Origin of the sequence: Actinoplanes ianthinogenes (genome assembly GCF_018324205.1) — a bacterium.
In the GTDB taxonomy this organism is placed as follows: domain Bacteria; phylum Actinomycetota; class Actinomycetes; order Mycobacteriales; family Micromonosporaceae; genus Actinoplanes; species Actinoplanes ianthinogenes.
In genome coordinates, this window is sequence record NZ_AP023356.1 from 671,385 (window position 1) to 689,875 (window position 18,491).

Genomic DNA, 18,491 nt, shown 5'->3' on the forward strand with positions numbered 1-18,491 from the left:
GGCTCACTCCATCAGTGGCGCGGTGTCCAGCAACGCTGCGGCGATCTCCGCGGCCGGTCCGGCGAGACGCGCGTTGAGCTGGAAGAACAACTCCTGCGCGGAGGCCGCGGGCCAGTCCGGGGGCAGGTGGGAGATGGGCAGGCGGGGGTCCTGGCGGATGATCTGGAGCCAGTCCGTGATCAGGCGCAGTTTGGCGGCGAGAGGATCGCTGCCGGACGTCGGTGGGGCCCATCGCGTACTGAAATCGGTGTAACGCGCCGCGAGTGCCGGCAGGTCGTAGGCGTGGGAGATCATCTCGGCGACGTCGGTCGCCTCGTCGGCCGTGGCCCGGAAGATCCGGATGTGGGGGCCGAGCCCGAGGTCCGCCAGGATCGGTCGCACGTCGGGGTGCCCGGGCGCGATCCAGAGCCCGCCCTGCACCGGCCCGAACCCGGCCCACGCCAGCTGGGCCCGCAGGTCGTGCCGCTCCCGGCGGCGCTCGCCGGGCAGCGAGAAGGCGAGCAGCGTCCAGGTCCCGTCCCAGTCGTGGTTGACCGCGCCGGTCTCCCAGAGGCGGACCGCGCCGTCGCGCAGGATGCGGGTGGAGCGGTCGGTGAGCCCGAAGTACATCTTGCGGCCGTGCCGCTGACGGCGCAGCAGACCGCGGGCGGTCAGCCGGGTCAGCGTGGAGCGGGTCGCCTCGGCGGAGACGCCGGCGCGGCCGAGCACGTCGATCACGCTGCCGGAGTAGACGCACACGCCGCGATCGAGCAGGTGGTCGCCGAGAAACGTGAGCATGACCGACGAGGAACGCACGAGCGCACGGTACCGGGGATGTTGGCGGCATGTGCAGCGATGTAGGGCAATTTCTTGACCAGTGTCACATCCACGCCTAACTTGGCCGCAACCACAGCTTTCGATGAAAGCGGGCGACATGAAACGACTCTGGTCATCCCTCGCCGCGCTCCTGCTGCTCACCACGGCCACCGCCTGCGGCGACGACTCCGACGACACGAACACCCTGAAGATCGGCGCGATCCTGTCGCTGACCGGCAACTACGCGCCGCTGGGCAGCGAGGACAAGAAGGCGGTCGAGCTGGCCGTCCAGCAGATCAACGCGGCCGGCGGGCTGCTCGGCCGGCAGATCGAGCTGCTGGTGCGCGACGACAAGAGCCAGCCCGAGCAGTCGGTGCTCAGCTTCAACGAGCTGACCGGCAGCGACGTGGCCGCGGTGATCGGCTCGCCGTTCTCCAACTCGGCGCTGGCCACGATCCCGCAGGTGGATCGCGAGAAGATCCCCTACGTCTCGCTCACCCCGGCGGACGAGCAGGTCAACCCCGTCCATCCGTACGTCTACGTGGTCCCCGCCACCAGCGCCACCTACGCCGACCGGATCCTGCAGTACTACCAGGCGCAGGGGTACACGAAGATCGCCGTGGCGCACGACAGCCGCAGTTCCTACGCCAACGCCGGCGCCGCCGGCACCAGGTCGAAGGCCTCCCGGTACGGCATCACCCTGGTCGCCGACGAGGAGTTCCAGACCACGACCACCGAGTTCAGCGCCATCCTCAACCACGTCAAGGCGTCCGGGGCGCAGGCCCTGACCGTCTGGTCGACCGGCGCCCCCGCGGTCGCCTTCGCCAAGCAGTACGCCACCGCCGGCCTCGGCGTCCCGCTGATGTTCACCGGCTCCCAGGCCAGCACCCTCTGGCTCAAGCCGACCGGCGCGGCGGCCGAGGGCGTCTTCGTGGCCAGCTCGATCGCCGTCGTCGGCGACCAACTGCCGGCCGGCCAGCAGCGGACCGCCGTCGAGGAGCTGTCCACGCCGTTCACCGCCCAGTACGGGTACCCGCCGCCGCAGTTCGCGGCCGACGGCTACACCGGCGTGAAGCTGCTGGCCGCCGCGGTCACCGCGGCGAACAGCACGGACGCCGACAAGATCCGGGCGGCGTTCGAGGGACTGACCCTGACCACCCCGAACGGCACCTATCACTACTCGGCGACCGACCACGCCGGACTCACCGCCGACTACATCTCGATCAACGTGGTGAAGGGCGGCACGTTCGTCGCCACCGACTGGGCGAAATCGAAGCTGGCCAAGTGACCGCCCTGCTCAGCGCCGTCGGGCTGACCCGCCGATTCGGTGGCGTGCACGCCCTGCGCGACGTCGACCTGGACGTCGCGCCGGGCGAGACGCACGCCGTGATCGGGCCGAACGGCGCCGGCAAGTCCACCCTGTTCAAACTGATCGGCGGGCAGCTGCCGGCGACCGCGGGCACGATCGGCTACGACGGGCGGCGCATCGACCGGCTGGCGCCGCACCGGCGGGCCCGGCGCGGGATCGCGATCGCGTTCCAGGACGCCCCGGTCTTCCGGGGCATGACCGTCGCGGAGAACGCCATGGTCGGCGCGCACGCGATCACCCGCGCCGGGCCGGTCGCCGCCGTCCTGCGGTTGCCGCGCCATCGGCACGACGAGACCGTCATCCGTACGCTCGCCGCCCGCGCGCTGAAGAAGACCGGTCTGGACGGCTGGGCCGACCGTCCCGCCGACGACCTGCCCCTCGGCCAGCAGCGCGCGCTCCAGGTGGCCCGCGCCCTGTGCGGCCGGCCCCGGCTGCTGCTGCTGGACGAGCCGGCCTCCGGCCTGCGCGGGCCGGAGCGGACCGCCCTCGCCGGCCTGATCGAGGAGTTGCGCGGCGAGGGCCTGTCGATCCTGCTGGTCGAGCACGACGTCGGGTTCGTCGCCCGGCTCGCCGACCGGGTCACCGTGCTCGACCTGGGCCGGGTGATCGCCAGCGGCCCGTTCGCGCGGATCCGGACGGACCCCGCGGTGATCAAGGCGTACCTGGGTGGCCCGGATGATCATTGAGGTGCGTGACCTGGTCGTCGGCTACGGCGCCGCCACCGCCCTGGACGGCGTCAGCCTCGACGTGGCCGAGGGCGAGATGGTCGCGCTGATCGGGCCGAACGGCGCCGGCAAGTCCACCCTGGTCAACACGCTCTGCGGGATCCTGGCCGCACGACGCGGCCGGGTGCGGGTGACCGGCGACCTGGCGCTGGTCCCCGAGGGCCGGCACCTGTTCGCCCCGCTGACCGTCGACGACAACCTGCGGCTCGGCGCCTGGCGCCGCCGCGACCGGGACACCGCGCACATCTACACCCTGCTGCCCGAGCTGGGGAGACTGCGCGACCGCCCGGCCGGCCGGCTGTCCGGCGGCGAGCAGCAGATGGTCGCCCTCGGCCGTGCCCTGATGAGCCGCCCGGACGTCCTGGTGATCGACGAGATGTCGCTCGGCCTGGCGCCGCGCGTCGTCGCGAGCCTCGCCGCCCACCTGCGCGACCGCAACGCCGCCGACGGGCTCGCGGTGCTGCTGATCGAGCAGAACGCCCGGCTCGCCCTCGACCTGTGCTCGCGCGCCTACGTGCTGGAGGCCGGCCGGGTGGTCGCCGCGGGCGCCTCCGCCGAGCTGGCCGGCAGCCCGCAGGTCGCGGCCGCCTACCTCGGGCTGGAGGCGTGATGGCCGAACTCGTCCAGTACCTGATCACCGGGATCGCGGCCGGTTGCGCGTACGCCCTGCTCGGCAGCGGCCTCGTGGTGATCTACCGGGTGACCCGGGTGGTCAACTTCGCGCAGGGCAGCTTCGCGGTGCTGGCCGCGCTGACGGTCACCACGCTGCTCGCGGCCGGGCTGCCGCACGGCCTCGCGGAGGCGCTCGCGGTGCTGCTCGCCGCCGGGATCGGTCTGCTGATCGGGCTCGTCGCGACCGGAAAACCGGGGACCACGCCGCAGGCGGCGCTCATCGTCACGCTCGGCCTGGGCGTTCTCGCGTACGCCGTGGAGATCCTGCTCTGGGGCGACCAGCCGAGATCCTTCCCCGGCCTGGGCGGCTCCACGACCGTGCTGGGCGCCCGCCTCCAGACGCACTACCTGCTGATCGTCGCGGTCACCGCGGTCGTGCTGGCCGGCACCACGCTGCTGTTCGCCCGCACCGACCTCGGCAAGGCGCTGACCGCGACCGCCGCCGACCCCTACGCGGCCCGGGTGATCGGGATCAGCGTGCTGCGCATGGGCCTGCTGGCGTTCGCGCTCGGCGGCGCGCTGGGCGGCCTGGCCGGCGTGCTGATCACCCCGGTCCAGCAGGTCAGCTTCGACAGCGACGTGGTGCTCGTGGTGAACGGCTTCTCCGCCGCGATCCTCGGCGACCTGACCCGGCCGGGCCTGACCCTGGTCGGCGGCCTGCTGCTCGGCATCGTCCAGGCGCTGGTGGCCGGATACGGCAGCACCGCCTACCAGACCGAGGTGGCGCTGATCTTCATGCTGGCCGTGCTGATCGCCCGGGCCGGGCGCCGGGAACTCGTGGAGGCGGCATGAAATGGCTGGTGCTGGCGGTCGCCGCGGTGCTCCCGGCGGTGCTGACACGCGGGCAGCTGACGGTGTACATCCTGCTCGGGCTGGCGGCCATGGCGGTGGTCGGGTTGTCGCTGCTGATGGGGTACGCCGGACAGGTCTCGCTGGGCCAGGCGTCGTTCACCGCGATCGGGGCCTACACGGCCGGGCTGCTGGCCGTGCACGACGTCCCGCCGTTGCTCGGTCTCGTCGCCGCACCGGTCGCGGCGGCATCGGCCGCGGTCGTGGTCGGGGTGCCCATCCTGCGGTTGCGCGGGCATCAGCTGGCGTTCGCCACGCTGGCGCTGCAACTGATCCTGCTGTCGGTGCTCGGCGACGCGGACTGGGCCGGTGGGGCGATCGGGTTGCAGGGCCTTCCCTATCTGTCGGCCGGCGGGGTGGAACTCACCGGCGACCGGGACTACGCCTATCTGGTGCTGGCCGGTGTCGTCGTGACCACGGTGATCGCCTCGCTGCTGGTGCGGTCCCGGGTCGGGCGCGGTTTGCGGGCGCTGGCCACGGCGGAGGTCGCGGCCGAGGCGAGCGGGGTGCCGGTGGGGGCGTACCGATTGCTGGTCTTCGCGGTGTCGGCCGCGTTCGCCGGCCTCGCCGGCGGCATCTACGCGTTCTATGTCGGCTATCTGGCGCCGGGTTCGTTCCCGGTGCTGCTCTCCATCGAGTACGTCGTGATGGCCGTCGTGGGTGGCCTGGGCAGCATCGCCGGCGCCCTGCTCGGCGCCACGCTGATCACCGTCGTGGTGCAGGTGCTCAGCACGCTCGCGACCCGGCCGGGCATGCCGAGCTACGCCCCGAGCGTGCTGTCCTACGCCGTCTACGCGCTGCTGCTGATCGCCGTCGTGCTCTTCCTGCCGAACGGAATCGTCCCGGCGCTGCGCCGGAAACTGCGTCGCGGGCCGGAACGGACGGCCGATAGGGTCGCGGCGTGACCGGGACATTGCTGTTCATCGTGGGACCGCCGGCCGTGGGGAAGATGACCGTCGGCGAGGCCGTCGCGGCCCGGACCGGGCTGCGGGTCTTCCACAACCACATGACGATCGAGCCGGTGCTGAGGTTCTTCCGCTTCGACAGCCCCGCGTTCGGGCGGCTGGTCGGCGATTTCCGGCGCAATCTGATCGCCGAGGTCGCCGCCAGCGACCTGCCCGGCATGATCTTCACCTTCGTGTGGGCGTTCGACCACGAGGAGGACGCCGCGACGATCGAGGGGTATGCGGAGTTGTTCCGCAGCCGCGGCGGCCGGGTGCTCTATCTCGAGTTGCAGGCCGACCAGGCGGAACGGTTGCGGCGCAACGAGGGCGCGTCCCGGCTCGCCGCGAAACCGTCCAAGCGGGATCTGGAGTGGTCGCGCGCCAACCTGCTCGAGATGGACGCGGATTACCAGCTCGACTCCGGCGACCGGTTCGCCGGCCGCGACGACTACCTGCGCCTGGACACCACGCACCTGAGCCCGGACGAGGTGGCCGCCACGGTCATCGCGCACTTCGGCCTCGCGGTGCTGCCCGAGCCGGCCGCGACCCCGGCATGACGGAGGTCGCCGGGTGGACCGTGCCGGAGTTCGCGGCGGTCCGCGACGAGTTCGCGGCGTTCGTGGCGGGTGAGCCGGCCGGCGCCGGCTCGCAGCTCGCGGTCTATTGGCACGGCGTGCCGGTGGTCGACCTGTCCACCGGCGACCCCGGCGCGCTGACCGGCGTCTTCTCGGTCACCAAGGGCGCGGCGTTCCTGGTCGCGGCGATCCTCGTCCAGGAGGGGCGGCTCGACCTGGACGCGCCGGTGCGCAGCCTGCCGTTCCCGCTGAGCGTGCGGGAGCTGCTCGGGCACCGGTCCGGGCTGATCGGGGTGGACGGCGGTTTCGGCATCGAGGAGGCCGCCGACGACCGGGTCATCGCGGCCCGGCTCGCCGGGCAGAAACCGTTCTGGGAGCCGGGCACGGCGTGCGGCTATCACGCGCTGACCATCGGGGCGCTGCTGGACGCGGAGGTGCGGGCGGTCACCGGCCGCTCGGTCCAGGAGTGGTACGCCACCCGGATCCGCGAGCCGTACGCCCTGGACCTGTGGCTCGGCCTGCCCGAGGAGCTCGAACCGCGGTTCCGGCCGCTGCTGCCGTCCGCCGAGCCGGCGCCCGACTTCGACCCGGCGTCGCTGGTCGCGGTGGCGCTGAACACGGCCCGGTTCGACCTGGTCGCGTTCGGGAACACCCGGCGGGCCCGGGCGCTCGGCCAGTCCTCGGTCGGCGGGGTCGGGAACGCGCGCGGGGTCGCCCGGATGTACTCGGCCGCGATCAGCGCGGTGGGCGGGCGGCGGCCGTTGCTGCGCCCGGAGACGATCACCGAGTTCGCCCGGTCGTACTCGCTCGGGGCGGATCTGGTGACCTGGCAGGCGGATCACTTCGCGCTGGGGTTCGAGGATCTGAGCGCGACCCGGTCGTACTGCGGGCCGCGGGCGATCGGGCACGGGGGCGCGGCCGGGGCGGCCGGCTGGGCGGATCCGGACACCGGGCTCGCCTACGGCTATGTCCGCCGGCGGTTCGGCCGCCCGGACGCGGACCTCGACCGCCTGGCCGCGGCGGTGGTCGCCGCGGCACGCCCCGGACCGGGCTGATCGTCCGGCAGGGAGCGGCCGGCCGGTTCGGTGCCGTCGGCGACGCCGCTCAGAGCAGCGCCGCCATCGCGTCGTTCTCCGCGGTCTGTTCGTTGACGACGTGCTTGGCCAGGCTGTGGATGTAGGCGTTGCCCTCGGGCCCGGCCAGCAGCGACCGGGACATGGTGATCGCGCCCCGGTGGTGTTCGATCATGAGCCGGAGGAAGACGGCCGGCGCCTTGCGCGCGTCGGCCCGGTCCAGGTCACCGAGCTGAGCCGCGCTCAGCATGCCGTGCTCCGCGCCGCTGCCGGCCGGACCGGCGGCCGGCTCGTCCCAGGCGGTCAGCCACTCGTTCGTCTGGTCGATCTCCAGCTGCTGGTCCTGGATGATGAACTCGGCGATCAACCGGACCCGTTCCGGGACGCTGCCCTTGGCGAGCAGGGTCCGGCTCATCGCCACCGCCTGCTCGTGATGCAGCACCATCATCTGCGCGTAGTGCACGTCGACCCCGGACGGCCGCGCCTCGGTCTCGGCGGCGACGGCCGGTTTCTGCTCCGGCGCGTGGCCGCCGCGCAGCAGGACCGCGGCGACGCCGGCGACCAGCAGGACCAGTGCCGCGGCCAGACGACGGAGATTCACGATCAAACCCTTCTTCGCGTACGCCCAGGGCCCGGTGACGTGGTCACCGGGCCGAGTGCGGTCTAGTTCTCGCTCTGGTTGCCGTTGCGGCCGGCGAGTCCGGCCGGAGTCAGCGGGTTCATCTCGGTGAAGTCCCGCGGCACCATCTCGAAGCCCTGCCAGTGCAGCGGCATCGGGCTCTGGTCCTCGTCGCGCGGCACGTGGTGGAAGCCGACCCGCACCCAGGCCACCGGGTCGGTCAGCGTCTCCTTGTTCTTGACGAAGTCCACGACCGTCTGGATGTTCAGCGGGCACTCCGGGTCGGAGGCGTTGTCGCTGGCCCACTTCTCGCAGGCGTTCTTCTGCGAGAACGTGATGTCCGGCTTGGTCTCCGGGTGCCCCTCGTACCGGTCACCGCCGGTGGTCACCACCTCGTACGACCGCTGGTGCCCGTCCGCGTTCTTGCTGGTCGGGCTGACCACCCGCCACCACCGCTGGTTCACCTTGCTGAAGGTGCCCTCCTTGGCGATCGCGGTCTTCGTGGTCTTCAGCTTCGCGGCCACGGTGCCCCGGCCGTCGGTGGTGGTGTCGTACTGCTCGACCTTCTCACCGCCCTTGCCGGCGATGTTGAAGTCGACCCGCCAGAACGCGTTGTGGTAGTGCATCGTCGAGTAGTCGCGAGCGGCCTTGCCGATCGGCCAGCCGGTGCTGCTGGTCGAGTACTCGCTCGGGGCCAGGTCGCCGGTGGCGCCGAGGCGGGCCGAGATCTGCCCGTCGTCGTGCAGGCGGTACTCGGTGACGTACTCGTACCAGCCGAGCTTGCTGATCGTCCGCAGCACCAGGTCGTGGCCCTGCTGCGAGTAGACCTTCTCGGTGCTCTGGTCGGTGTTCGGGTCGTACTCGTAGTCGTGCAGCCGGTAGGCCAGGCCGCGCGGCTCGGCGCTGACGCAGAGCACCTTGCGCTGCTCGGGCTCGCCACCGCCGTCCGAGCCGGTCCGGATCGAGCCGCCCTTGCAGTCGTCGCCGGTCAGCGTCTCCATGCCGTAGCCGCCCATGCCGATGGCGGTGAGGTCGTTGTACTCGGTGTCACCGGTGTCGTAGGGCACGTTGAGCTGCGCGAGCCGGATCGAGTCGAGTACCTGCACCGCCTGCGGGTACTTCTTGGTGCTGATGAAGACGTGGTCCAGGACCAGGCCGGCCTTGTCGTTGATCCGCCAGCAGAGCTGCCAGGTCGTCCCGTTGGGCAGGGTTTCCTTGACCATCGCCGAGGAGCCGCACGGCGTGGTCGCCGCGGGCGCCGCCTGCGCGGTGGCCGGCACGGTCGCCGCCAGCGTGGCCGCGGTCAGGAGCGCGGCGGCGCCGGCGATCATTCGGTACGTCATGCTGCTGCGAACCCCGTTCACTTGAGGCGGGCGACCTTGCGCCCGGACAGGTCGACGACGAGGTCGGTCACGTTGATGAAGTGGCCGTCCGCGGTCTTCACGATGAGTTGCACACACCGGCTCTTGCCGCACTGGCTCGCGCCCTGGTCGGCGGGCTTGGCGGTGTAGATGTGCGCGATCGGCTCCAGGCCGGTCGTACCGTCAAGGGTCTTGCCGGTGGCCTTGTGGTAGGCCTCCTTGAAGTCGGCGCTGAGCGGGTCGGCGACCAGCAGCTCGAGCGCGACCTTGGCCTCCTGCGGGGACGCCGGCGGCTGCATGCCGGTCGCCGCGTAGGACTTGACGAGCTTGCCGGTCGTGAGGTCGATGACCTGCTTGTAGAGCTTCTCGGTCTTGTAGTCGTAGTAGTAGAGCTCGGCCTGCCGGCTGCCGTCCGCGTCGAGCTCGGCGGCCAGGTACTCCGGGCCGGTCTTGCCGGTGACGTCCTCGGCGCTCGCGGCCAGTGCCGGAGTGACCGCGGCGGCCCGGGCCTTGTCGACCTCGCTGGTGGTCAGCGGGTCACTGCCGGTGCCCGAGGCGGCCTCGGGCACCGGGCTCGGGTCCGAGACCCGTGCCTGCTCGGCCGTCGGCGCCGCGGTCGGCGATGTGCTGGGTGCGGCGTTCGCCTGCCAGGAGGCGATGGCGAAGGAGCTCACCGCGGTGATCGTCGCGATGCCCAGGCCCCAGCCCCATTTTCGGTACCGATCCACTGTTGGCATTCCTCCCCGTCGCTTGGTGATGCGCGGAGGACACTCCCAAGTGGAACGTAAAATTTTCGTAAGGGAGCCTCTGAACAGGCAGTTAACCATTCCCGATTGATCGATGTTCTGTTAACAATTTTGCCGGTGCAACCGTTCCGCACCCGATTCGGTCCCCGCACGGAAACCGCCGCCGGGTGTCATATCAGGCCATGAGTAGCCGGTTGATGCGGTGTTATATGGTCGTCGCGGCGATCGGTCTGGCCGGTTTTCTGGCCGTGCCCGACGACAGCACGCTCCAGCTGATCTGGCAGGTCGGGTGCGGCTGGTTCGCGGCCGCGATGATCGCCGTCGGGGTCCGCCGGACCCGGTCCGCCATGGCCGCGTCGTGGTGGCTGTTCGCGCTGGGCGTGGCCGGCAACTCGGGCGGCATCCTGGTCGAGTACATCCTGACCCGCACCCAGCTCAACCCCGGGTTCCCGTCCTGGGCCGACGCCGCCTACCTGTCGCTGTACCCGGCCGTGGCCGCGGGCATGTTCCTGCTGATCCGCCGGCGCGCCGCACACCGGGACTGGTCGAGCCTCGTCGACGCGACCACGCTGACCACCGGCGTCGGCCTGCTGGCCTGGGTGTTCATGGTCAAGCCGGCCGCCTCCGACCCGACGATCGGCCTCCTCGGGCACATCGTCAGCGTCGCCTACCCGCTCGGTGACGTGGTGCTGCTGGCCATGACCGTGCGGCTGCTGCTCAGCGGCGGGCGGCACAACGGGTCGTTCCGGCTGGTGTCGGCCGCGCTGATCTGCTTCCTGGCCGGCGACGGCACCTGGGCGGTGATCAACCAGATGGCCTGGGAGCCGGGCCCGATGGCGCACCGGGTGCTCGCCGACGTCTTCCTCGCCGGCTACCTGCTGTTCGGCGCGGCGGCCGTGCACCAGGACGCCCGCTCGCTGGCCCGGACCGTGGCGCCGCGCCCGGCCCGGATCAGCCGGCCGCTGCTGGCCGCCCTGACGTTCGCCTCGCTGATCGGTCCCGGTCTGCTGATCGTGCAGGCCACCCAGCACCGGGTGACCGACGTGCTCTCCATCGCGGTGGGGTGCGCCGCCCTGTTCCTGCTCGTGGTCACCCGCATGTCGCAGCTGCTCACCCAGCTCGACGTGCAGACCGAGAAGGCACGCGAGCTGGCCGTCACCGACGAGCTGACCGGCCTGCCGAACCGCCGGGCGTGGAACACCGAGCTGCCCCGCGGGATCGAGCGGGCGCGGCGCAGCGGCTCCCCGGTGACCGTCGCGGTGATCGACATCGACCATTTCAAGAAGTTCAACGACGCGTACGGGCACCCGGCCGGTGACCGCCTGCTCAAGGAGGCGGCGGCGGCGTGGCTGGCACAGTCCCGCGAGGTCGACCACCTGGCCCGTTACGGCGGCGAGGAGTTCGTGCTGATGCTGCCGGACGCCACCGTCGACCAGGCCCGCGAGATCGTCGACCGGATGCGGCTGGCGACGCCGCTGGGCCAGACGTTCTCGGCCGGCGTGGCGCAGTGGGACGGCACCGAGACCTCCGACGAACTGACCGCTCGTGCCGACTCGGCGCTCTATGTCGCCAAGGCCGACGGCCGGAACCGGATCGCGGTGCCGGTCCAGTAGTCAGGGTGCTTCCCGGGCCGACCGGGATCTCGCACGGTCAGACGGCCGCGCCGGCGAGCCGGCGCGGCCGTCGCGGCTTTCGCGCTGAGCCGACCTGGAGCCGGGCGCTCACGTGCGCGGCGCTCCTGCGGGGGCGTCGGGCGATGGCCCCACCATGAGACACCGGACTGGTCGCGACGACGCCACACCGGATTACGGCGGCGCCGTGCCGTCAAGCGACCGCGGCCAGTCGGAACGCGCCCTTGCCCGCGCACTTGGCCTCATACATCGCCTGGTCCGCGGTGTGCAGCAGGGCCAGCGCGTCCCGGCTCGCGTCGAGGGAGACCGCGCCGCCCACGCTGGCACGGACCCGCGCCTCGGCGCCATCGGCGAGCGGGCACGGCTGGTCGAGAGCCCGGACCACCCGATCCGCCACCGCGGCGAGGTCATCGGCGCCGCACCGGGCGATCAGCACCGCGAACTCGTCGCCGCCGAGCCGGGCGACCACGTCGGCCGGGCCGACGCAGCCGCGCAGCCGCTCGGCGCTCTGCACCAGCACCGCGTCACCGGCGGCATGCCCGTGGGTGTCGTTGACCGGCTTGAAGTCGTCGAGATCGATCAGCAGGACACCGACCGGGGTGTCGAGGTCGCCGAGCGCGTCGTCGAGGCGGTCGAGGAACTGCGCGCGATTGGCCAGGCCGGTGAGGTTGTCGGTGAACGCCATGGTGTGCAGCCGGGCGGCCAGCGCGTCCCGTTCGACCAGGAGTTCCTCGTTCGAGACGAAGGAGATGAGCTGCCGGGCCACCACGACGCCGGTGATGGCCGCCAGGCCGGCGACGGCCGTCCAGGTGCACGGGCCGGAGCCTCTGACCACCAGGCTGACCACCAGCAGCGCGAAGGTGAGCCACAGCGCCCCGTAGGGCAGCATGCTGAACGACCGCTTGCGGCTCGTGCCGTGACGTTGCTTTCCGGCGCTGCCCGACCGGTACTGGCCCCAGGCGGCGGTCATCAGCAACGCGTGCGAAGCCACGGTCATCGTGAAGATGACGCCGGGACGCCCGGCGGCCACCAGATTCGGGCCGAGCGCGCGGGCGATGGCCTCCACGACGGCGGCGAACGGGCCGATGACACCGATGTGCCAGTTGAACGGGGCGACGTTGCTCAGATACAACCGCCCGATGGTGAACGCTGTCATGATCGCCACGACCGGCCCGGCGATCACGGTGGCGAGGTCGTCCGCCATGATCGTCTGCTGGTCGCTGGCCGACGTCACGCTCCAGTAGACGCCGTACGTGCCGGCGGCGATCACCACGGTTGCCAGGTCCAGCAGGTAGCAGATCCGTTCCCGGGCCGATCGGTGCGGGATCGGATAGGAGAGCACCACGGCCGTCAGCCCCAGGCAGCCGAGGGCCAGCGCCGTCGTCCGGGCCGGCCCGGTGCCGGTCAGGGCGGGCAGGCTCAGCGGGCTGACGATCGCGGTGACCACCTGGGCCCACTCGCCGGCACCGAACACGGCGGCCGCGATCGCCAGCGCCGACCAGAACCGGCGCTGCTGGTTGCTCGGGTCCATCTGCCGGCTGGCCCGGAAGGCGAAGTACGACATCGAGGAGGCGAAGACCGCGACTGCCAGCCAGCAGCAGACCACCTGGAACCGCAGCCCGGCGGTGGTCACGTTGAACCAGCAGGCCAGCACCACGGCGACCACGGCCGCGGCGGCGGGCACCGCCGTCCCGGCCCGAAGCTGGGGATTCACGTCGTGGCCCATGCCACCTCCGATCGCTCCTATCGACAGCTCACCAGCAGCGCTGAGGCGCCCCGGCCGGGTTCACGCGACCGCGGCCCGGCGCTGGCCGGCGAGCAGCTCGGTGATCCGGTCCGCCTCCATCGGCCTGCCCAGGTGGTAACCCTGCCCGGTGGTGTAGCCCAGCCGGCGCAGCTGCCGTACCTGCTCCTCGTTCTCGATGCCCTCGGCGACCGCCTCCAGGCCGAGCGCGCCGGCCAGTTGCCGCACCGCGCGGGCCACGGCCTGCCGTGCGTCGGTCTCGGGCGTGCCGGGCCGGCCCACCTCGATGCCGTCGACGAACGACTTGTCGAGCTTGACCATGGCGGCGGGAAACGCGCGGAGCAGGCTCAGCGACGACTCGCCGGTGCCGAAATCGTCGAGCGCCAGTCGTACGCCGAGATCGTGCACCTCGTGCAGGACCTGTGACACTCGCGGGCCGCGCAGCACGGCCGACTCGGTCAGCTCCAGGACCAGCCGCTCGGCCGGCAGCCCGCTGTCCGCCAGCGCCGCCCGGACGTCGGCGACGAAGTCGGGGTCGTGCAGCTGCCGGACCGAGACGTTGGGTTCCACCTTCTCCAGGGCGTCGGGGCCGAACTCGGTGAGCCAGGCCGCCGCCTGCCGGCAGGTCTCGCGCAGCACGAACCGGCCCAGCGGCACGATGAGACCGGTGCGTTCGGCCGCCGGGATGAACTCGAGCGGCGGGATCATGCCGCGCTGCGGGTGGTGCCAGCGCACCAGCGCCTCGACGCCGATCACGCGACGGTCCCGCAGGTCGACGATGGGCTGGTACAGCAGGCGGAACTCGCCGGCGTCGAGTGCCCGGCGCAGGTCGCCGCCGAGCCGGGCGTCGGCGTACACGGGCTGTTCCAGGTCCGTGGTGAACCGCACCCAGTTGCCCTTGCCGCGCTGTTTCGCGGTGTGGACCGCCATGTCCGCCTCGCGGAGCAGGCCACCCACCGGAGCACCGGCCGGCGCCGTCGCGATGCCCACGCTGGCGTGCACCAGCAACCCGTGCTCGCTGATCGGGACCTGGATCGCGGTGATGACGCGCTGCGCCACGAGGTCCGCGGTGCCGGCCGGACCGGCGACCAGGACGGCGAACTCGTCCCCGCCCAGGCGCGCCACCCTGCCGTCGTCCCCGACCGCACCGCACAACGTCTCGGCGAAGGCGACGAGCAGCACGTCACCGACGTCGTGCCCGAGCGAGTCGTTGACGGCCTTGAAGTCGTCGACGTCGACCAGCAGCACCTCGACGTCGCCGGTGTGCAGCGCCGCGTCCAGCCAGTCCCGGAAGAGCACGCGGTTCGCCAGGCCGGTCAGCGGATCATGGGTGGCTTCGTAGCGCAGGCGCAGCTCGGAGGCCTGCCGGTCACGCAGCAGACGGGTGTTCTCCCGGATCACCAGGTACTGCCGGATCATGACCAGCGCGATGACCAGGACCGCGATCGCGGCGACGACGAGGGGCGACGCGGCAGTCCCGCGCGCGAGCGCGTCCACCACCGGCACCTGGACCGCCGCCACCGCCAGGTATGGCAGCCAGGTGTTCGGCCGGCGCGACGAGCTACCGGTGGTGACCTGCTGCCGGTAGGCGGCGAACGTGACGAGCACCGGGACGACCGGCAGAACCACGGCCTGGGTCACGATCGGCCAGTCGGAACCGGCTTCGATCGCGAGCAGCGCCACCACAGCCCCGGTCAGCCCGGTCGCCGCGAGCAGCCGCACCGCGATCCGGTCCACCGGGCCGCCGCCGATGTAGGAGACCTTCGTGATGCTGGCCGCCGCCAGCACGAACGCCATCAGGACCATCGCCGTGAGCGGGAGGTCCCGCGGCCCGGAGCGGTAGATCAGCGGAACCAGCCCGAAGTGGTACAGCACGGCGGCGCAGCCGAGGAAGGCGATGGCGCGATCGAGCCACTGCCGGCCCAGCTCCTGCCGGCTGGTGACGCCCAGCGGCACCCGCGCCACCGCGTAGATCGCGGCGAACACGCCGGCGCAGACGCAGAAGGTCGCGGGGACCGGCATCTCCGGGTAGGCCGGGCTGCTCCGGACCGCCGCGACGGCCAGCAGGCCGTACCCGGCGGTGAGGAACGCGCAGGCGCCGGACAGCCGCATCCAGAAACGCCGGGCCGCCGGTGCCCGCTGACCGCCGCGCACCACGTTCATGGTCGCGAAGGCGGCGATCGCCATGCCGGCGGGCACGAACAGGTAGGCGGCCGGCCGGGGACCGGCGCCGGCGGCGCACCACCAGGCGAACCACGCGGTGCCGGCCAGCAGGACGCCGATCGTTGCGCCGAGATGGCGCCACGGCGCTGGGGCGACGTTCCTCATGCCAGCTCTTTCGACATCCGTCCGACCGAACAAAGCGGCGGTCCCGCCGTTCCGCTTATCGGCAGATCATGACGGCATCGGAGAAAAACCGCGGTCCGATGATCGGCTTCTCGTCAGCCGCCGGCGCTCGGCGACGGTTTCGGTTTCGGTTTCTGAGCCTTCTCCACCGCGGCGATCGTGGCCGCGTCCACGGTTCCGGTGGGCTCCACGCCCAGCGAGGTCTGGAACGACGTGAGGGCCGCGGTCAGCTCGTCGGTCCAGGTGCCGTCGACCGGGCCGGTCCAGAAACCGGCCAGTTTGAGGGTCTGCTGCACGGCGGCCGTGGACGCGATCGCCTCGTCGGCAGCCGCGCCGCCCTTGGCCTTCAGGTCGGCCTGGAGCGCCGCGTCGGTGGCCTTGTCGACGGTGCCGGTCTCGGGCAACTGGTGGGCCTTCTGCAACGCTTGGACGGCCGCGACCGTCGACGGGCCGTAGACGCCGTCCACCTCGTTCTTGTAATAACCGGCCGTGGCCAGCGACTTCTGGACGGCCAGGGTGTAATCGCGAGCCTGGCGGAGCTGGTCCTCGCTCAGGCAGCCACCCTCGGCGAGCAGGCTCAGCCAGGACATCTCCAGGGCGACGGCCGCGGAGTTGAACCGCTCCGAGGCCTGCTTCAGGGGTGTCTGGTCGGTGACGCCCGCCTGGGCCGCGGCGAAGTCGGAGTCGGCCTGCTTGACCCGGTTGACGGTGGTGCTCTCGATGGCCGGCGGCGTCTCCTCTCCCGCGGACGCCGACGCGGAGGGGGCTGTCTCCGCCAGCTCCTTCTCGGCCTGCGCCAGGTCCTTGCGGGCGGTGGTGACCTGCTCGGCGGCGGCGATCACGTCGTCCCGCGGCTCGATCAGGTCGGCGCCGGCCTGCTTCACGTCACCGACCGTCGGCGTGGTCCGGCTGATCAGGTCGCCGTAACGGTCCAGCGCGGTGACGTAGGAGGCGCCGGTCCGGCAGAAGGCCTGGATCTGGGCGGTCAGGTTCGCCTGCGCCTCGGCCACCGCCTCCTGCTTGTTCGCCAGCCGCTTCTGGTCCACCCGCTCCTGGGCGTCGCCGTCGCCGCAGGCCGCGAGCGCGAGCAGCACCGCGATCGGCAGCACGCCGAGCCGGGCCTGCATGTCAGCGCTGGCCGTTGCGTTTGCGAAGGATCACGATGATGCCCGCGACCACCAGCAGCAACGGCAGGAACAGTCCCCACATCAGCCATCCGTTCATGCGGGCCAGGGTCCCAGCCCTTCCGGCGCCGGGGATCATCCCCGTCGAATGAAGGTTCGCTCTCAGCCGGTCCACAGTCGACGCGGGCGAGGATGGGGCATGGCTGCTGAGACGAAGGCGCCCTGGGTGCCGCCGCGCTGGTTCGAGCTGATCGCCTGGAAGATCCACCGCGGGTACTACCGGATCACCGGCGGCCGGCGCGGCCTCTGGCGGCCCAGGCCCGGCCGCTGGGGCGCGTTCCGCCTGACCACTGTCGGTCGCCGCAGCGGCGAGCCGCGCAGCGTCATCCTCGCCTACTTCGAGGACGGGCCGAACGTGGTCACCCTCGCGATGAACGGCTGGCAGCCCGGCCAGCCCGCCTGGTGGCTCAACCTCCAGGCGAACCCGGACGCGACGATCGAGCTCAAGGACGGCCCGCGCCGGGTGCACGGGCGCGCCGCGAGCGACGCGGAGCTGCCACACCTCTGGGACCGCTGGCGCGAGCTGAACGCGGACCTCGACGGTTACGTGCGGAACCGCTCCACCGACACGGTCATCGTGGTCCTGGAACCGCGCGCCTGATGATCTCGGCCGCCCGTTCGGCGATCTCCGCATCGGTCCCGGCCCACAGGGTGCCGAGCCAGTGTCCGGCGAAGAGCCCGACCAGCGTCGGGGTGCCGTCGGCCTCGGTGGCGTCCAGCCACTCACTGATCGAGGTGCGCTCGGGTCCGTGCACCCGGTAATAGCCGTGCGCCGGCCAGAACCGCTGGTCGAACCGGAGGATCACCTTCTCCACCCGCCCGGCGCCGAGGCGGGTGAGCGCGTCCCGATGCGCCGGGGGCAGCGGCGGGTCGAAGGCGATGGTGCCCGCGGCGAGCACCGGCAGCGGCGCCGTCACGATCACCGCGTCCGCCTCGTGCTCGTCGTTGAGCACCACGCGGTCGTCCTCGATCCGGATCCGCTCGATCGCTTGGTGAAGCCGGATGTCCAGTCCGCCGGCGAGGTGCTCGGTGAGCAGGCGGTATCCGCCCACGATCCACCGGTCCCCCTCGCCGACGCCGGGCTCGAAGCCGTACCGCGCGCTGAGCCACCCCAGCGGAGCCCCCGTGTCCATCACGATCTCCGCGTCCACCAGCCGATGAATCTCGTCCGCCGTCCACGGCGCCGGATCCCGCAGCCAGTCGTCGATCACGTCCGCGATCCCGGCGTCCGGGGCGGCCACGGCCAGCCGCTTCCGGAGCTCGTCCTCGAGGTTCTCGGGAACCGGTGGGCCCGCCAGCACCAGCGGATCGTTGAAATCGGTCACCACCACGGTCAGGCCGAGTTGTTCGGCGAGCCGGGCCAGCACGTTCTCGTCGTACTGCTGCAGCCAGTTGGCGCCCAGGTCGAAGCCGCTTCCGGCCACGTCGACGCCCGCGGTCCGCCCGCCGATCCGGTCCCGCGCCTCGAAGATCCGCGCCTGGACGCCACGCTCGGCGAGTGTCCGGGCCGCGCCGAGGCCGGCCATCCCGGCGCCCACCACGGCGACGCGGGAATGCCCCAGGTCCGCTGCCCATCGGGCCGCTTCGGCACCCTTTTCGTACGCCCCGTGCGTCATGCCGGCCCGCGTCGCGTGCGTCGCCTCCCCGGCGATCCGCAGCCGCTCCCCGGCGGGCGCCCCGAGCGCGATCCGGTCCTGCGGCGTCCCGTGCCGGCCGATCAGGCTCCACGACCCGCGCGCCCACGGGTCCTCACCCCAGTGGGACACCGCGGAACCGAGCAGACGAGCCGTGATCGACATGCGCGGCAGGTTAGCAGCGCCCCGGCCGCCGCTTCACACCGAATTCCCACGAGGCCACG

Annotated in this window: 17 protein-coding genes; 9 read left to right on the forward strand and 8 right to left on the reverse strand. The window is 72.0% G+C overall.

The annotated features are described in order from the left end of the window. Nucleotides 1-3: 3 nt before the first annotated feature. Nucleotides 4-795, reverse strand: a complete 792-nt coding sequence (locus Aiant_RS03165) for a PaaX family transcriptional regulator (protein ID WP_229830044.1) — start codon at nucleotides 793-795, stop codon at nucleotides 4-6. A 118-nt stretch (nucleotides 796-913) separates the two neighbouring features. Here Aiant_RS03165 and Aiant_RS03170 point away from each other — a divergent pair, with 118 nt between their 5' ends. From Aiant_RS03170 to Aiant_RS03200, 7 genes are read left to right on the forward strand one after another with little or no spacing between them, the layout of a single operon-like run. Then, the gene (locus Aiant_RS03170; protein ID WP_189330855.1) at nucleotides 914-2,083 is read left to right on the forward strand and encodes an ABC transporter substrate-binding protein; all 1,170 of its coding nucleotides are present in this window, start codon (nucleotides 914-916) and stop codon (nucleotides 2,081-2,083) included. Then, nucleotides 2,080-2,850 carry an ABC transporter ATP-binding protein gene (locus Aiant_RS03175; RefSeq protein WP_189330856.1) on the forward strand — a complete coding sequence of 257 codons (771 nt, stop codon included), beginning with the start codon at nucleotides 2,080-2,082 and terminating at the stop codon, nucleotides 2,848-2,850. Before Aiant_RS03170 ends, Aiant_RS03175 begins: the two co-directional genes overlap by 4 nt. Beyond that, nucleotides 2,840-3,499 (forward strand): ABC transporter ATP-binding protein, encoded by a 660-nt coding sequence (locus Aiant_RS03180; RefSeq protein WP_189330857.1) that lies wholly within the window; start codon nucleotides 2,840-2,842, stop codon nucleotides 3,497-3,499. The genes Aiant_RS03175 and Aiant_RS03180 overlap by 11 nt, the downstream gene beginning before the upstream one ends. Next, nucleotides 3,499-4,353 carry a branched-chain amino acid ABC transporter permease gene (locus Aiant_RS03185; RefSeq protein ID WP_189330858.1) on the forward strand — a complete coding sequence of 285 codons (855 nt, stop codon included), beginning with the start codon at nucleotides 3,499-3,501 and terminating at the stop codon, nucleotides 4,351-4,353. The genes Aiant_RS03180 and Aiant_RS03185 overlap by 1 nt, the downstream gene beginning before the upstream one ends. Then, nucleotides 4,350-5,315 carry a branched-chain amino acid ABC transporter permease gene (locus Aiant_RS03190; RefSeq protein ID WP_189330859.1) on the forward strand — a complete coding sequence of 322 codons (966 nt, stop codon included), beginning with the start codon at nucleotides 4,350-4,352 and terminating at the stop codon, nucleotides 5,313-5,315. The genes Aiant_RS03185 and Aiant_RS03190 overlap by 4 nt, the downstream gene beginning before the upstream one ends. Further along, entirely contained in the window at nucleotides 5,312-5,911 is a 600-nt protein-coding gene (locus Aiant_RS03195; RefSeq protein ID WP_212846935.1) for a DEAD/DEAH box helicase family protein, read from the forward strand. The genes Aiant_RS03190 and Aiant_RS03195 overlap by 4 nt, the downstream gene beginning before the upstream one ends. Beyond that, nucleotides 5,908-6,984 (forward strand): serine hydrolase domain-containing protein, encoded by a 1,077-nt coding sequence (locus tag Aiant_RS03200; protein WP_189330860.1) that lies wholly within the window; start codon nucleotides 5,908-5,910, stop codon nucleotides 6,982-6,984. The genes Aiant_RS03195 and Aiant_RS03200 overlap by 4 nt, the downstream gene beginning before the upstream one ends. 49 nt (nucleotides 6,985-7,033) lie before the next feature. Here Aiant_RS03200 and Aiant_RS03205 read toward each other — a convergent pair whose 3' ends face one another. From Aiant_RS03205 to Aiant_RS03215, 3 genes are all read right to left on the reverse strand, one after another. Further along, nucleotides 7,034-7,603 (reverse strand): DUF305 domain-containing protein, encoded by a 570-nt coding sequence (locus tag Aiant_RS03205; RefSeq protein ID WP_189330861.1) that lies wholly within the window; start codon nucleotides 7,601-7,603, stop codon nucleotides 7,034-7,036. Nucleotides 7,604-7,665: 62 nt separating this feature from the next. Next, the gene (locus Aiant_RS03210; RefSeq protein WP_229830045.1) at nucleotides 7,666-8,964 is read right to left on the reverse strand and encodes a copper amine oxidase; all 1,299 of its coding nucleotides are present in this window, start codon (nucleotides 8,962-8,964) and stop codon (nucleotides 7,666-7,668) included. A gap of 17 nt (nucleotides 8,965-8,981) precedes the next feature. Then, nucleotides 8,982-9,710, reverse strand: a complete 729-nt coding sequence (locus Aiant_RS03215) for a hypothetical protein (protein WP_189330862.1) — start codon at nucleotides 9,708-9,710, stop codon at nucleotides 8,982-8,984. A gap of 200 nt (nucleotides 9,711-9,910) precedes the next feature. Between Aiant_RS03215 and Aiant_RS03220 the strand changes: the two genes are divergently transcribed. Next, nucleotides 9,911-11,341, forward strand: a complete 1,431-nt coding sequence (locus Aiant_RS03220) for a GGDEF domain-containing protein (RefSeq protein WP_229830046.1) — start codon at nucleotides 9,911-9,913, stop codon at nucleotides 11,339-11,341. A gap of 211 nt (nucleotides 11,342-11,552) precedes the next feature. Here Aiant_RS03220 and Aiant_RS03225 read toward each other — a convergent pair whose 3' ends face one another. From Aiant_RS03225 to Aiant_RS03235, 3 genes are all read right to left on the reverse strand, one after another. Then, nucleotides 11,553-13,073 carry a GGDEF domain-containing protein gene (locus tag Aiant_RS03225; protein WP_189330863.1) on the reverse strand — a complete coding sequence of 507 codons (1,521 nt, stop codon included), beginning with the start codon at nucleotides 13,071-13,073 and terminating at the stop codon, nucleotides 11,553-11,555. Between the two features lie 72 nt (nucleotides 13,074-13,145). Then, nucleotides 13,146-15,431, reverse strand: coding sequence for a putative bifunctional diguanylate cyclase/phosphodiesterase (locus Aiant_RS03230; RefSeq protein WP_189330864.1), 2,286 nt, complete (start codon nucleotides 15,429-15,431; stop codon nucleotides 13,146-13,148). A gap of 113 nt (nucleotides 15,432-15,544) precedes the next feature. Beyond that, nucleotides 15,545-16,576, reverse strand: coding sequence for a peptidoglycan-binding domain-containing protein (locus tag Aiant_RS03235; protein WP_189330865.1), 1,032 nt, complete (start codon nucleotides 16,574-16,576; stop codon nucleotides 15,545-15,547). Nucleotides 16,577-16,772: 196 nt separating this feature from the next. Between Aiant_RS03235 and Aiant_RS03240 the strand changes: the two genes are divergently transcribed. Then, nucleotides 16,773-17,234 carry a nitroreductase family deazaflavin-dependent oxidoreductase gene (locus Aiant_RS03240; RefSeq protein ID WP_189330866.1) on the forward strand — a complete coding sequence of 154 codons (462 nt, stop codon included), beginning with the start codon at nucleotides 16,773-16,775 and terminating at the stop codon, nucleotides 17,232-17,234. Here the strand turns inward: Aiant_RS03240 and Aiant_RS03245 are convergent. Beyond that, nucleotides 17,206-18,432: a flavin monoamine oxidase family protein gene (locus tag Aiant_RS03245; RefSeq protein WP_189330867.1), complete on the reverse strand. Its 1,227-nt coding sequence runs from the start codon at nucleotides 18,430-18,432 to the stop codon at nucleotides 17,206-17,208. The two genes, Aiant_RS03240 and Aiant_RS03245, sit on opposite strands and share 29 nt — an antisense overlap. Nucleotides 18,433-18,491 lie beyond the last annotated feature (59 nt).

What these genes read in the sequence shown, in the direction of transcription:
- Aiant_RS03170 (WP_189330855.1), top strand. Translation starts at nt 914, where the DNA reads ATGAAACGACTCTGGTCATCCCTCGCCGCGCTCCTGCTGCTCACCACG.
- Aiant_RS03180 (WP_189330857.1), top strand. Translation starts at nt 2,840, where the DNA reads ATGATCATTGAGGTGCGTGACCTGGTCGTCGGCTACGGCGCCGCCACC.
- Aiant_RS03185 (WP_189330858.1), top strand. Translation starts at nt 3,499, where the DNA reads ATGGCCGAACTCGTCCAGTACCTGATCACCGGGATCGCGGCCGGTTGC.
- Aiant_RS03190 (WP_189330859.1), top strand. Translation starts at nt 4,350, where the DNA reads ATGAAATGGCTGGTGCTGGCGGTCGCCGCGGTGCTCCCGGCGGTGCTG.
- Aiant_RS03200 (WP_189330860.1), top strand. Translation starts at nt 5,908, where the DNA reads ATGACGGAGGTCGCCGGGTGGACCGTGCCGGAGTTCGCGGCGGTCCGC.
- Aiant_RS03210 (WP_229830045.1), bottom strand. Translation starts at nt 8,964, where the DNA reads ATGACGTACCGAATGATCGCCGGCGCCGCCGCGCTCCTGACCGCGGCC.
- Aiant_RS03220 (WP_229830046.1), top strand. Translation starts at nt 9,911, where the DNA reads ATGAGTAGCCGGTTGATGCGGTGTTATATGGTCGTCGCGGCGATCGGT.
- Aiant_RS03230 (WP_189330864.1), bottom strand. Translation starts at nt 15,431, where the DNA reads ATGAGGAACGTCGCCCCAGCGCCGTGGCGCCATCTCGGCGCAACGATC.
- Aiant_RS03235 (WP_189330865.1), bottom strand. Translation starts at nt 16,576, where the DNA reads ATGCAGGCCCGGCTCGGCGTGCTGCCGATCGCGGTGCTGCTCGCGCTC.
- Aiant_RS03240 (WP_189330866.1), top strand. Translation starts at nt 16,773, where the DNA reads ATGGCTGCTGAGACGAAGGCGCCCTGGGTGCCGCCGCGCTGGTTCGAG.
- Aiant_RS03245 (WP_189330867.1), bottom strand. Translation starts at nt 18,432, where the DNA reads ATGTCGATCACGGCTCGTCTGCTCGGTTCCGCGGTGTCCCACTGGGGT.